The organism is Longimicrobium sp. (assembly GCF_036554565.1).
Classification (GTDB): domain Bacteria; phylum Gemmatimonadota; class Gemmatimonadetes; order Longimicrobiales; family Longimicrobiaceae; genus Longimicrobium.
Genome location: NZ_DATBNB010000004.1, coordinates 1 through 13,335, shown reverse-complemented (window position 1 = coordinate 13,335; position 13,335 = coordinate 1). Strand labels below are relative to the sequence as shown.

The 13,335-nt window shown below is 71.8% G+C and carries 11 protein-coding genes; 2 read left to right on the top strand and 9 right to left on the bottom strand.

Going from position 1 to position 13,335, the window contains the following annotated elements:
- The 3 genes from VIB55_RS00120 to VIB55_RS00110 all read right to left on the bottom strand — a co-directional run.
- Positions 1-1,473: peptidylprolyl isomerase (locus tag VIB55_RS00120; protein WP_331874622.1), on the bottom strand; the 1,473-nt coding region annotated here is incomplete at its 3' end.
- A gap of 210 nt (positions 1,474-1,683) precedes the next feature.
- Entirely contained in the window at positions 1,684-5,025 is a 3,342-nt protein-coding gene (gene mfd / locus VIB55_RS00115; RefSeq protein WP_331874621.1) for a transcription-repair coupling factor, read from the bottom strand.
- A gap of 213 nt (positions 5,026-5,238) precedes the next feature.
- Positions 5,239-6,414, bottom strand: a complete 1,176-nt coding sequence (locus tag VIB55_RS00110) for a S8 family peptidase (protein ID WP_331874620.1) — start codon at positions 6,412-6,414, stop codon at positions 5,239-5,241.
- 531 nt (positions 6,415-6,945) lie between these two features.
- On the opposite strand from VIB55_RS00110, the gene VIB55_RS00105 reads away from it, so the two are divergent.
- Entirely contained in the window at positions 6,946-8,295 is a 1,350-nt protein-coding gene (locus VIB55_RS00105) for a DUF4384 domain-containing protein (RefSeq protein ID WP_331874619.1), read from the top strand.
- A gap of 51 nt (positions 8,296-8,346) precedes the next feature.
- Entirely contained in the window at positions 8,347-9,414 is a 1,068-nt protein-coding gene (locus VIB55_RS00100; RefSeq protein WP_331874618.1) for a M28 family metallopeptidase, read from the top strand.
- A gap of 171 nt (positions 9,415-9,585) precedes the next feature.
- Here VIB55_RS00100 and VIB55_RS00095 read toward each other — a convergent pair whose 3' ends face one another.
- From VIB55_RS00095 to VIB55_RS00070, 6 genes are all read right to left on the bottom strand, one after another.
- Positions 9,586-9,873, bottom strand: a complete 288-nt coding sequence (locus VIB55_RS00095) for a hypothetical protein (protein WP_331874617.1) — start codon at positions 9,871-9,873, stop codon at positions 9,586-9,588.
- An 84-nt stretch (positions 9,874-9,957) separates the two neighbouring features.
- Positions 9,958-10,905, bottom strand: a complete 948-nt coding sequence (locus VIB55_RS00090; protein WP_331874616.1) for a zinc dependent phospholipase C family protein — start codon at positions 10,903-10,905, stop codon at positions 9,958-9,960.
- 2 nt (positions 10,906-10,907) lie between these two features.
- Complete coding sequence (locus VIB55_RS00085; RefSeq protein WP_331874615.1) at positions 10,908-11,312, bottom strand: hypothetical protein; 405 nt, start codon at positions 11,310-11,312, stop codon at positions 10,908-10,910.
- Positions 11,313-11,329: 17 nt separating this feature from the next.
- Positions 11,330-11,845 (bottom strand): hypothetical protein, encoded by a 516-nt coding sequence (locus VIB55_RS00080; RefSeq protein WP_331874614.1) that lies wholly within the window; start codon positions 11,843-11,845, stop codon positions 11,330-11,332.
- 5 nt (positions 11,846-11,850) lie between these two features.
- On the bottom strand, positions 11,851-12,489 hold the full coding sequence (locus tag VIB55_RS00075; RefSeq protein WP_331874613.1) for a hypothetical protein: 639 nt from the start codon (positions 12,487-12,489) through the stop codon (positions 11,851-11,853).
- Positions 12,486-13,335, bottom strand: an 850-nt coding sequence (locus VIB55_RS00070) for a nitrilase-related carbon-nitrogen hydrolase (RefSeq protein WP_331874612.1), incomplete at its 5' end; no start/stop codon positions are given. The genes VIB55_RS00070 and VIB55_RS00075, both read right to left, overlap by 4 nt.

Here is a 13,335-nt window from a genome sequence, read left to right as displayed (position 1 = left end):
CTGGCCCGGCTGTGGAGCCTGGCCCGGCTGCGGCTGGCCCGGCTGGCCCTGCGCGCCCGGGGGCATGCCGCCGGGGAAGCCCGGCTGCTGCTGCGGTGCCGGCTGCGCGGCACGGATGGCCTGCATGCGGTCGGCCACCTTCTGGAAGCTCTCGGTGTTGATGTCGGCGCCGTACGCGTTGCGAAGCGCGTAGGCCAGCTTGCCGAGCGGGGGCAGCTGGCGCTCGCCCCGCACGGCCTGCTCCATCAGGTTGCGGACCGCCTCCTGGATGGCGCCGTTGCCGGCCTTGCCCTTGGGAAAGCGGCGGTTGGCCAGCCCCGACATCCGCAGGATCTCGCGGATGGCCTCGCGGGCCTGGGTACGGATGGAGTCGGCCGCGGGGGCGGGGAGGCGGAAGTTCTTCTGGCGCGCCTCGACGGCCAGGAACTCCTTGAGGGCCTGCGTTTCCAGGAACTCCTTGACCTGCTCGGCGGGAGCGGTCTTCATCTGGTCGCGCCCCTGGCCGGGAACGCCCTGCATGGCCTCGGCCACCTCGGCGGCGGTCACCTCGCCACCCTGGTACGACACCAGCTGGCGGCTGGCGGCGCGGCCGCGGAGGTTCAGGTTCTCCTGCCCCGCAAGCTCGCGGACGCTCTCCTCGGCGCCGGTCTGCACCGCCACCTTGGCGGTCTTGCGCAGCGAGTCGATGTAGGTGCTGAGCGCGCGCTGCTGCGCGGTACCCTTCAGGTGCTGGCGCCAGCCCTCGCGGTTCTCGCCGATGGGCTGCTGCCGGCGGTCCTCGACCTTGATCACGTGGTAGCCGAACGGCGTTTCCACCACCGGGCTCACCTGGCCGGCCTGCAGCTTGAACGCGGCCTCCTCGAACTGCGGCACCATGCGCCCGCGGCCGAACCAGTCCAGGTCGCCGCCGCGCTCCTTGCCGCCCGGCTCTTCCGTGGTTTCACGGGCCAGCGCGGCGAAGTCCTCGCCCCCGGCGGCGCGCACGCGGATGGCCTCGGCGCGTGCACGCAGCTGCTCGCGCTGCGCGGGCGTGGCCTCGGCGGCGGGCTTCAGCAGGATGTGGCGCGCGCGCACCTCCACCCCGGGCCCTTCGCTGTTCCACAGCTGGTCCAGCTCGGCGTCGGTAAAGGAGGTGTCGGGCTTCACCTGGGCTTCCAGGTAGCGGTACACCACCTGCTCCTCCTGCTCCTCCTTCACGAAGTCGTCCAGGTCCAGCACCGAAAGGCTGGTGTCCTCGGCGGCCGCGGTGGCCAGCAGGGTGTAGTCCACCCACAGGTCCGCCAGCTGGCGAACCACCTGCGGGTCGGTGGGAATCTGGGGGTTGGCCGCCAGGATCTGCGCCGCGTCTTCCACGCGCAGCTCCTTGCCGGCGGCCTTGGCCACCACGTCGGCTTCGGACTTCATGGCACCGCCGATGCCGCACGCCGCTACTGCGAGCGGAGCGGCCACGAGCGCCCAACGAGACAGCTTCATCAATCTTCTCCGGACCGGGTTGAGGGAAAATTCAGTGCGAGAGTGCGAAAGTGCGAGAGTGCGAAAGTGACGGACACGAACGACGGCCCGCGGAACCATCCGCCGCCGCATCCCCGATCCGTTGCCTTCCCACCGTTCGTACCCCGCACCTCCCGCTTTGCTTCAAACGCTGCGTCGCGCTCTCCTGCTTTCGCACTTTCGCACTGCAGTTCATGCCGCCAGCGCGGGGTCGGCGGCCAGGTCGCGCAGCGCCGAGACCAGCGTGCCCATGATGGGCTCGGTGCCGTGGCGCGTCAGCGTCAGCGACAGCGGCAGGGCCCGGCGCACCTCCACGGCGAACTGCCAGGCCTGCAGGCTGCGCTGGAGCGACGCCATCCGCGGCACCATCCCCTGCCGGAAGTTGATGCGCACGTCCCACGGGCGAACCAGGATGCGCTCGATGCGCAGCCCGCCCCCCAGCAGCCGCAGCGCCGCCGTGCCCAGCATGGTCTCCACCTCGTCGGGGAGCGGGCCGTAGCGGTCGCGCAGCTCGCGGCGCAGGGCGTCGATCCCCTCCAGCTTCTCTTCGCGCGACAGGCGCCGGTAGAAGTGGAGCTTCTGCGCCTCGTCGGGAATGTAGCTGTCCGGGATCAGCGCCGTGCCATCCACCGACACCTCCGCCAGCGGGGCGGGGCCGGACGCGCCGCCGCCCTTCATCTGCCGGATGGTGTCTTCCAGCAGCCGCAGGTAGGTGTCCAGCCCCACGGCCGAGACGAAGCCGGACTGCTGCTGCCCCAGGATGTTGCCGGCGCCGCGCAGCTCCAGGTCCTTGAGCGCAATGCGGTAGCCGCTTCCCAGCTCGGTGTAGTGCTCCAGCACCCGCAGCCGCTTTTCGGCGTCTTCCTGGATCTCGTCGGGGACCAGGAGATAGCAGTACGCGCGGTGGTGGCTGCGCCCCACCCGGCCTCGGATCTGGTACAGTTGGCTGAGGCCGAAGTAGTCCGCGCGGTTGACGATCAGCGTGTTGGCGCGGGGCACGTCCAGCCCCGCCTCGATGATGGCCGTGGCCACCAGCACGTCGCTCTCGCCCTCGAGGAAGTGGGTCATCACCTCCTCCAGCTCCTTTTCGCGCATCTGCCCGTGCGCCACGCCGATGCGCGCGTCGGGAACCAGCCCCCGCACCTTCTGGGCGACGGCGCCGATGGTCTCCACCCGGTTGTGGACGAAGAACACCTGGCCCCCGCGGTCAAGCTCGCGCCGGATGGCGTCTTCCAGGATGGCGTCGGTCCACGGCAGCACGTGGGTGATCACCGGCTGCCGGTCGCGCGGCGGCGTCTGGATCAGCGTCATGTCGCGCAGCCCCAGCAGCGAAAAGTGCAGGGTGCGCGGGATGGGGGTGGCGGTGAGCGTCAGCACGTCCACGCTGCGGCGCAGGTGCTTCAGCATCTCCTTGTGCTTCACCCCGAAGCGCTGCTCCTCGTCGATCACCATCAGCCCGAGGTCGCGGAACTTCACGTCGGGCGAAAGCAGGCGATGGGTCCCCACGAGGATGTCGACCTCTCCCGCCTCCAGCTGCTCCAGCACCTTGGCCTGCTCCTTCGCGGTGCGAAAGCGCGAGAGGGCCTCGATCTTCACGGGAAAGTCGGCCAGGCGCTCGCGGAACGTGTGCAGGTGCTGCTCGGCCAGGATGGTCGTAGGCACCAGCACCGCCACCTGCTTCCCTTCCTGCACGGCCTTGAAGGCGCCGCGGATGGCGATCTCGGTCTTGCCGTAGCCCACGTCGCCGCAGATCAGGCGGTCCATGGGGCGCGGCGACTCCATGTCGCGCTTGACGTCTTCCGTCGCCTGGCGCTGGTCGGGGGTGTCCTCGAAGAGGAACGCCGACTCCATCTCGCGCTGCCAGCGCGTATCGGGCGCGAAGGCGAACCCCTTTTCCGCCTGGCGGGCGGCGTACAGCTCCAGCAGCTCGGCCGTCATCTCCTGGATGGCCTTGCGCGTCTTCTGCTTGGCGCGCGACCAGTCCTTGCCGCCGATCCGGTGCACCTTGGGGGGCGGGGCCTCGTTGTCCTCGGCCACCCAGCGCTCGATCAGGTCCACCCGGTGCACGGGCACGCGCAGCAGCTCGCCGCCCGCGTACTCGATGACCAGCGTCTCGAACTCCTCCTCGCCCAGGCGAACCCGCTCCATCCGCCGGAACTGCCCCACGCCGTGGTCCATGTGCACCACGTAGTCGCCCGGCTTGAGCGCCGCCACGCTTTCCAGCGCGGCCCCGCCCCGGAAGCGCCGGCGGCGGCGGATGCGGCGCGAGCGGCGGAAGATCTCGTGGTCCGTCAGCACCCGCAGCGCGGGGACGGCGTCGGCCAGCACGAAGCCCCCCGACATGGAGCCGATGGCCAGCTCCGTCCACCGCGCCACCTTCAATTCGTCCAGCAGCTCCTGCAGGCGCTCCAGCTGCCCCTGGTTGTCGCACAGCACCAGGGTGCGGTCGCCCGCGCCGGCCGCCTGCTTGAGCACCTCGCCCAGCCGCCCCATGTCGCGGTCGATGGGGGGCGGCGGCAGCGCGCGGAAGCGGGCGAAGCGCTGCACGGGGAGCGTCCCCGCGTCTTCCACGAAGAGCTGCGGAAAGGTGCCCAGCCGCCGCTCGGCCACGGCAGGCGGCATGAACAGCCGCTCCGGCTGCTCGGGCCGGGTGCCGCGCCGCGCCTCTGACTCGTGAAGGCGCACCACCTCCGTCCACGTGCGCTCCAGCTCCTGCCGCGTGCCGCCGCCGTGGAGGTGGACGACGAGCGTGTCTTCGGGCAGGTAGTCCAGCAGCGTCCGCCGTTCGCCCTCCGCCGCGTGCCGGGGAATCCCCTCGGCCGACGGGGCTTCGGCGGGCTTCAGGTCTACCGGAAGCAGCTGGATGTGGGGAACCGCGCGAACGGACAGCTGCGACAGGATGTCGAAGAAGCGGATGGACTCCACCTCGTCGCCCAGGAACTCGATGCGCGCCGGCTCGGGCGCGCCGAAGCCGAACACGTCGACGATGCCGCCCCGCAGCGCGTACTGGCCCACCTCCTCCACCGTGGCGACGCGCTCGAAGCCCATCTCCTCCAGCCGCGCCGAGAGCGCGCCGATCTTCACCGTTTCGCCCGCGCGCACCTCCAGCCGCAGGTCGCGAAGCCCTTCGACCGCGGGCGAAAGCTCCTGCATGGCCCGCGCGGTGGTCACCATCACCCGCGCCCGGCCGCTGAGCAGCGCCTCCAGCGCCTCCACCCGCGTGCCGCCGATTTCCAGGTGCGGCTCGCCCTCTTCGTACGGCAGCGACTCGCGTTGCGGGTACAGGAAGACGGAGGCCTCGCCCAGCAGCGCCTCCAGGTCCGAGGTGGCCATCTCGGCGTCTTCGGGCCCGCCGCCCACCACCAGCCACATGCGCTCGGGGCGCGCGCGATGGAGCCCGGCCACCAGCAGCAGCGGCGCCGACCCCGCCAGGCCCGACGCGACCACCGTTTCGCCCGCGCGGGGCAGGCCGGCGGCCAGCTCGCGGAACGCGGGGACGGTCTGGACCGAGTCGATGAGCAGGGGGTGCGGCACAGCCTTTCGTGTTGCCGAAAACCCGGGGCCGGCTCGCCTGCGAACGGCGTCCGGCGGGGAAGAGAAGACCGGCGCCTGCGCGGCGCCGGATCGCGGCACAAACAGCTAAACTACCGCCTTTGGCGGAGCGGCGTCAACCGGGATGGCGGCCCGGAAGCACCGAGGGGCCGCGGCGCCAGGCCGCGGCCCCTCCCTCACGAGCGACCCGCGGGATTACAGGGTCGACTTGTACAGCAGCCGGTTGGGCGTGCCGCTGACGTTGCCGGTGATCACGTTGGTCGTGGCGTTGTTGATCAGCCAGGTGCGGATGGTGGAGTACCCGGCGTCGCCGTAGGTGCCCTTGTACAGCGCGCCCACGCCCGCCACGTGCGGCGAGGCCATCGAGGTGCCGCTGATGGTGTTGGTCACCGTGTCGCCCGTGTACCAGGCCGAGGTGATGCTGCTCCCCGGGGCGTACAGCTCCACGCAGCTTCCCCAGTTGCTGAACGACGACTTGGCGTCGGTGCTGGTGGACGAGGCCACCGTCGTCACCGTGCTGGCGCGGGCCGGCGACGTGGTGCAGGCATCCACGTTGGAGTTGCCCGCGGCCACGGCCACGAACACGCCCGCGTTCGACAGGCGGTTCACCGCGTCGTCGGTCGCCTGGCTGGCGCCGCCGCCCAGCGACAGGTTGGCCACGGCCGGCTTGACGTGGTTGGCCGTCACCCAGTCGATGCCGGCGATGATGGTGCTGTTGGCGCTGCCGCCCGAGCAGGTGAACACCTTCACCGCGCGGATCATCACGGCCTTGGCGATGCCGTACGTCTTGCCGCCCACCGTGCCGGCCACGTGCGTGCCGTGCCCGTTGCAGTCCGAGGCGTTGCCGTCGCCCGTGGCGTTGTAGTTGTTCTGCGCGCGGGTGGTGCCGTCGGTCTTGCGGAACTCGGAGTGCGTGGCGCGCACGCCCGTGTCGATGATGTAGGCCCGGACGTTGGAGGCCGTGTTGGTGTAGTTGTAGGTGCCCGAGAGCGGCCGCGCGCGCTGGTCGGTGCGGTCGATGCCCCAGGTGGCGCCCGACTGCGTGGTCGAAAGCGTGGCGACCTGGTCCTCTTCCACGAAGTCCACCGAGGGGTGGCTGCGCAGCGCGTTCAGCTGCCCGGCGTTCAGCTGGGCCGAAAAGCCGGTGAGCGCGGCGGAGTACACGTGCTCCGGGGTCACTCCGGCCACCGCGGCGACGGCGCGGGCGTCCGACCCCTCGTGGAGCACCACGATGTACGATCCGTCGATCCCGCGGCCCTCCATGGCGAAGTGCACGGGGGCGCTGCGGGCCGCCACGGGCTCGGTCGCCTGGTCCGAGCAGGCGGCCAGCGCGGCCATGCCAAGGAGCAGCGAGGTGTTGCGGAGCTTCATGTGCGTTCTCCAAGCGGGGTGGAAAGCGCCGCCACGGGGGTGTGGCGGTGGGGGCGAGCGGTGCACCTGGCGCCTCCCGCATCGGGCGGGTGGCGAAGGGCATTCGCGGGCTTCTGGACGGGATGGTGTACGGGGCGCGAAGAGGCACGGGACGGGCCAGGCGAAGCTGTTTCGCCAAGTGGTTGCGGCGGATCGGTTTGCGATTTTCCGGCGCGGTGGGGTGGTGGTAAAGATCGGTGCGAACGCCACTCGTGGCGCACCAAAACGGTGCTGGGGCGGACGCGGGAGTGCCGGGGGAAAGTGGGTCGATGGAGGGCGGCTGGGGCCTGCCCGGAGCGTGCGATGAGCGCCGCCTCATCGTCCCCTGCGTGAGAACGCCCGTCCCCGCACGGGGACGGGCAGGGAGGACGGCGAGGGGACGACATGGTTGATTCCCCGCGCCATTCCTTGCATCTTCCGGGTGTGTCCCCCCGGAACGGCGCTTGCCCGCCGTGTGTGGGCGGAACCCCGCTCGGACCCGGAGACCCACTCATGATCAAGACGATCCTTTCCTCGGTGGGGCTTGCCCTCGCCGTCCTCGCCCCCGTGGCGGCGGCCGCCGAGGCCGCCCCCGCGCTGCTGATGCCCACGTCCGCCGCCGCGTCGCTGCAGCAGGGCGGCGTTCGCGTGTGGGTAGAAGGCCACCGCGAGTTCTACAGCGAATCCGACCGCATGCGCGTGATGGTGCGGCCGGACTACGACGGCTACCTGGCCGTCTTCCACATCGACACCAACGGCGACCTCGACGTGCTGTACCCGCGGTCGTCCAACGACGACGGCTACGTGCGCGGCGGGCGTACCCTGCGGGTGAGCTCGCGCGGCGGGTGGGACTACCTGCGCGTGCGCGGCGGCCCGGGGATGGGCTACGTGTTCGCCGTGACCCTCGACGAGCCGCTGGAGCTGTGGCGCATCCGCGACCTGTACGCGCCGCGCCTGGCCCGCTGGGACGGCAGCCGCTCCGTGTACGGAGACCCGTTCTACGCCATGGACGAGGTGGTGCGCGCCATCGTTCCCGAGGGGGCGCAGGGCTACGAGGCGGTGGACTACTACACCTATCACGTGGGCCGGCGCTATTCGCACCCGCGGTACGCCTGCTACGACGGCTACGGCGACTGGTACGGCAGCCGCTCGTCGTACTACGATTCGTGCGGCCGCGTGCATTCGTTGCTGGGCTACAACCAGTACTATTATGATACGCGGTACTGGCGCGGAAACCGGCGCGTGTACTACGACCGCTACTACGGCGGCGCGCGCCGCGTGCCCCGTCCCATGCACGGGTACAAGGAGCGCACCGACAGCTACGCGCCCCCGGTTGCTGCGGGGCGCCAGCCGCGGCCGCGCACCTCGCCGGGCGGGCAGGCCTCCGCGCCCCCCGCGTCGGGACGCGACGGCCGCCCGGTCGCCACGGGCGAACGCGAGGCACAGCGGGGAGACCGGGGCAGCGCCCGCCGTCCGGAACCGCGCGTGGCCGCGCCCCGCCGCGGCGGCGACGACGGTGCCGCGGCCGCGCAGCAGGAGCCGCGGCAGGAAACGCCGCGGCAGCAGGGGCGGCCCGTGGCGCCGGAGCGCGACCGGCCGACGTTCCAGCGCCGCCCGACCACGGACGGGCGTGCGCAGCCGGGGCGCGAGGTGCCCCGCCGGGAGGAGCCCCGGCGTGAGCCCAGCCGCGAGCGTGCCCCGGAGCGGCAGTCGGAGCCCCGCCGCGAGCCGCCGGCGCGTGTGGAGCGCTCCGAGCCGCCGGCGCGCGCCGAGCGCCCGGAGCCGCGGTCCGGCGGCAATGAAGGCAGTTCGTCGCGCTCTTCGGAAGGGGCACCCCGCGTGCGTCCTTCCGTGGAGCCTTGACGCGGGGCGGGCCGTCCGGCTCGCTCCGGTGAACCATTCGGAGCGAGCGTCATGACCCGACCCACGTACGCCGTACTTTCCGCCGCGCTGGCACTCGGTGCCTGCGCGGCGCCCGTTTCTCCCCCCGCGTCCGCGCCGGCCCCCGTCTCCGTCCCGCTCTCCGCTTCGGGACTGACGGCGGAGCAGGCGGCCGCCACCATCACCCCGCAGGACGTCTACGCCCGCATCGAGTTCCTGGCGTCGGACCGCATGCGCGGGCGCAACACGCCCAGCCCCGAGCTGGAGATCGCGGCCTCGTACCTGGTCAACCAGTACAAGCTGTGGGGGCTGCAGCCGGGGGGGGAGAACGGCACCTTCTACCAGTGGTGGCCGTTCCGCGGCCGGGGCGCGGCGGCGGGCACCGCGGGGGTGCCGGTGCCCAACGTGGTCGCCGTGCTGCCGGGGAGCGATCCCGCGCTGCGCAACGAGTACGTGGTGCTTTCCGCGCACATGGACCACGTGGGGGTGGGCCGCGCGGTGAACGGCGACAGCATCTACAACGGGGCGGACGATGACGCCAGCGGCACCACGGGGCTGCTGGAGGTGGCGGAGGCCTTTGCGCGCATGGGCGTGCGCCCGCGCCGCAGCATCGTGTTCCTGCACGTGAGCGGCGAAGAGAAGGGGCTGCTGGGCTCCGCCTGGTACGCCGAGCATCCGACGGTGCCGCTGGCGCAGACCGTCGCCAACGTGAACGTCGACATGATCGGCCGCAACGACCCCGGGATGGTGGTGGTCATCGGCAAGAAGTACTCGAGCCTGGGTGGCCTGGCGGACCGGGTGGGCGCCGCGCACCCCGACCTGCGGCTGCGCCTGTCGGACGACCTCTGGCCCGAGGAGCGCTTCTTCTTCCGCTCCGACCACTTCCACTTCGCGCGCAAGGAAGTGCCGGCCCTCTTCTTCTTCAGCGGCGTGCACGAGGACTATCACCAGCCCTCGGACGAGGTGGAGACCATCGACACCGACAAGGCGGCGCGCATCGCCCGGATGGTGTTCCACGTGGTGATGGAGATCGCGAACGACCCCGAGCGGCCCCGGTGGGACCCGGCGGGGCTGGAAGAAGTGCGGCGCATGCGGCGGTAAAGAAGGGTTCCACGCGGAGGCGCGGAGGTCGCGGAGAACTGCGGAGGGCTCCCTCCCTTTCTCCGCGTCCTCCGCGGCTCCGCGTGAGACTCAGGATCGCTGGCAAAGCAGAGAGGCCGGCGGCTCCACGGGGGAGCCGCCGGCCTCTTTCACATCAGGAACGAGAGTCGATCAGTAGCAGAGCCGCTGAGACGTAGGGGCCACCGTCACCTGGCCGGGCTTGCGGATCTGGTTGCTGAACTGCGTGTTGGCGATCATGGCCATTTTCTGATACGCCTGCATCTGCCCGATCTGCTGGTGGCGCGTGGCAGCCACGTTCAGACGGCTGGCCCCGTCCGTCATCGGGTCCATGGCGTTCATCCCGCAGCCGTTGCTCAGGCTCAACCCGGCGCATCCCGACGCGCCGAGGGTCACCAGCAGGGCGAGCGCGGGGGCGGCGATCCGGCGTGTGATCATCATGCGGGTCCTCCGGGGATGCGTGGGTTCCTGGCCGGGCGGACGGGGCCTGCAAGGTGCCGGCCACGTCGGGACAACGCGCGAGGGTCAGGCTTCCTGACGCGCGGGGTGCTGCAGCCGGTGCCGCGAGCCGTCGGGCAGGGTGCGCAGGTGCCCGAACGGCGCATCGGGAAGCGGAAAGAAGTTGTCGGCCATCTCCCGCAGCAGCGCGGGGTTTTCCCACGCGCCGTCGCGCATGGCCATCCGCCGCACCTGCTTGCTCAGCGTAAGGTTGCGCTCGCCGATGGGGTCCATCGCGGCGCACAGGGCCTCGCCCCGCCGCGACAGGTAGTCCACCACGTAGTCGAACGAGCGCTCCAGGTAGCCGTGCACCGCCGCGTCCGTCAAATCCCACCGCGAGCGGGCCACCATCGTTCCGAACACCGTCTGCCAGCGGTCGTTGTCCTGAAAGCGGATCATCCCGCGGAACAGCCGGCGGTTGGTGCGGAACGAGAAGAGCGTGGCGCTCAGCACCTGGTCGAAGAGGGCGTCGGCCTCGCTGTGGTCGTGCTCCATCACAACGTGCCGCGCCAGGGTGCGGTAGCGCTCCGGCAGGTGCGTGTCCATCCGCGCCTCCCAGTAGCCGTGCCCCAGCCCCTTGGTAGACGAGGTCAGCAGCAGCTGGCGCGGGACGAAGTAGTTGTGGGCGATGGTGTCGGCGGCCAGGTGCGCCAGGTAGCCCAGCCCCATGGCCTTCAGCCGGTCCGTCGGCGCACTCGACTGGATTTCTTCGCCGATGTGCCAGTGGTGGCAGTGGCGGCCCTCGGGTACGTACTTCTTGGCGAGGGAGATGTCGGCTGCGAGCGAGCCGTAGAGGAAATCGTACGGGTACGCCGCCACCAGCACGCGGACGGCCTGCGGCACCAGGTGAAGCGAGTCGAGCAGCGCGCTTCCCAGGTACACGTGCGTCGCCGGGCCCCAGGCCCACGCCGCCGCGGGGAAGAGCGCGATGGCGGCCAAGGCCGCAATGGCGGCCCACGCGAGCCGGCGGCTCACGGTCAGGCGTCCACCCCGGCCGCCGGGGCGGGCGGCTGCCCCGCGTCGAGCCCCATCGACCGCAGCTCCTCTCGGGCCTCGTCTAAAATGCGCTGCACCTCGGCGCGGAACTCGACGAGAAGCTCGCGGCCGGTGGCGATCACCTCGCGCGTCATCTCCTGCGTGGCGTCGGCCCCCATCCCCACCGCGGCCCCCAGCCCGGCACCGGCCACGTCGCCGCCTTCGAGCCGGACGGAGCGGATGCGGCTGCGGCGGGCCAGCTTGCGCCCGCTCCGCGGCTTCAGGCGCTTCGCCAGCCGCTTGCGCGGGTTGGGGCGCGCCGGGCGCAGCAGCAAAATGGCGCCCGCGCCCAGCGCCGTGCCGATGGCGAACGCGGTAAGGAAGTCGCTGGTGTCGTTGCTGGCCATCGTGGCTTCTCGTCGGGTCAGTCGAGGATGGTGCGCCGCCGCGCCCGCGGCGCGTCGTCCACCGTGTCGTCGTCCATCGCGGCGTCGCGCCGCTGCATCCGCGCGAACGCACCCGCACCCGCCTGCACGCCCCGGACCGCGGACGCCGTGCGGATGAAGATGTCCTCCGCCTCGGCCTGCACCACGTCCATCAGCGCGTTCAACTCCGCCAGCCGCTTGGCCGCCGCGTCCGCCGCGTGCTGCACGCGGTCGCTGGTGCTCTTGACCGTCTTGCTGACGGCCTCCACGTCCTGCCGCACGGCCAGGCTCACGTACTCCACGTTGGCGGCGGCGGCCTCCAGGTGCTTGCGGACCGGGGCCAGGTCGCCGCGGAAGCGCTTCGCCATGCCGCGCACCTTGAGCGCCACCGCGATCACCGCCAGGCCCACGACGATGATGGCGAGGGCGATGATGATGGTGGCCACGTCAGCCACCACGTCTACCACGCGCTCGAAGCCGCTGGCCTGGATGGCGAGAAGCGGGGGCTGGATCACGGGCATCATTCGAAAAGGTCGGTGCCGAGGGTGCGGCTTCCCAGCTTGGGCACGATGAATGGGTCGCGCCGCCACGCCGCGCCGCCGCGGATGGCGAGCCGCACCCGCTCGCGAACGGCCGGGGGCAGGCCATCGTCCCAGCCGAGCGAATCGCGGCGGTCCACCAGCCGGCGCAGCGCCGCGTCCAGCGTCTCGATGCCGCCGGCCTCATCCGCGATCGAACGCAGCTCCGCGGAGCCGGACCAGGCGGCGCCCAGAGCCAGCACATCCGTCGCCCACAGATCGCCCAGCGGCAGCAGCGGCTCGGGAGGCAGCGCGCCGCCCATCATCAGCTCGGTCTTGCTCGCGGGATGCGCGGGCAGCGCGTCCGTCAGCCGTGCGCGCACGCGGCGAAGCTCGTCTTCCACCCGCTGGCGCGGAACGCCGGGCCAGGCAGGCAAGAGCGGTTCCATCTCGGCGGCCGTGACGGTGACGCGCTCCACGGCCGCCTCTCCGACGACGTGGATGAGCAGCCGCGCGGCCAGATCCGCCTGCTCGCTGCCGTCGTCCAGCAGGGCAATACGCGTCAATCCGCGGTCCGCCAGCGCCTGCCGGGCCACCGCGCCGACGATCTCCGCGACCCGAACCCATCGCACGTCGCTCATCGATCGGCGAGGACGCGGGCCAGCTCGCGCGCCATCAGGTGCGGATCGTCGTCGCGGGCGTGGGCGTAGGGGCGGCGCGCGGCGGCGACCGCATCGAGTGACAGGTCCGCGGTGATGCGGTCCTCGGCCAGGTCGTCCGCGCGGGCGATCACCGCGCCGTCGGGGCCCACGATCATCGATCCCCCCGCGAAGCAGAGGGGGCCCTCGACGCCTACGCGGTTGGCGAGGACCACGTAGACGCCGTACGCGATGGCCGCGGCGCGCGCCAGGTGCTCCCACGCGTCCCAGCTGGCGAAGCGTCCCCCGTTGACGCCTCCGTCCCACGAGCCCCGCCCGGCCGCCGCGGACTGCGCGACGAGGAGGTTGGCGCCCTGTGTCGCGAGCAGCCAGGCCAGCCCCGGATGCCACAGGTCTTCGCACACCAGCAGCCCCACCCGCCATCCGCCGCCCGCGTCGTACGCGCGGACCTGCTGGCCCGCGCCGAACCAGCGGGCCTCGTCGAACATGCCGTACGTGGGCAGGTACACCTTGCGATGACGGTGCAGCACGGTGCCGCCGCGCAGGTGCAGCATTCCATTGTACGGAACGAACGCCGCGTCGCGCTCGATGGCTCCGATCACCACGTCCGGACCGGAAGCCAGAGCGGGGAAGGGATGCGGCAATTCCGCTACGGCGAGGGAGTGGACGACGTCGCGCACGTCGTAGCCGGTCACCGACAGCTCCGGCGTCACCACCAGGTGCACCCCGTCCGCCGCCGCGTCTGCCTGCGCCCGGGCGATGCGGGCCAGGTTGGTGCCGGGATCCGCCAGCACGGGGGCGAACTGCTCGATGCGCAGCCGCAGCGTG

What these genes read in the sequence shown, in the direction of transcription:
- VIB55_RS00110 (WP_331874620.1), bottom strand. Translation starts at nt 6,414, where the DNA reads ATGAAGCTCCGCAACACCTCGCTGCTCCTTGGCATGGCCGCGCTGGCC.
- VIB55_RS00105 (WP_331874619.1), top strand. Translation starts at nt 6,946, where the DNA reads ATGATCAAGACGATCCTTTCCTCGGTGGGGCTTGCCCTCGCCGTCCTC.
- VIB55_RS00100 (WP_331874618.1), top strand. Translation starts at nt 8,347, where the DNA reads ATGACCCGACCCACGTACGCCGTACTTTCCGCCGCGCTGGCACTCGGT.
- VIB55_RS00095 (WP_331874617.1), bottom strand. Translation starts at nt 9,873, where the DNA reads ATGATGATCACACGCCGGATCGCCGCCCCCGCGCTCGCCCTGCTGGTG.
- VIB55_RS00085 (WP_331874615.1), bottom strand. Translation starts at nt 11,312, where the DNA reads ATGGCCAGCAACGACACCAGCGACTTCCTTACCGCGTTCGCCATCGGC.
- VIB55_RS00075 (WP_331874613.1), bottom strand. Translation starts at nt 12,489, where the DNA reads ATGAGCGACGTGCGATGGGTTCGGGTCGCGGAGATCGTCGGCGCGGTG.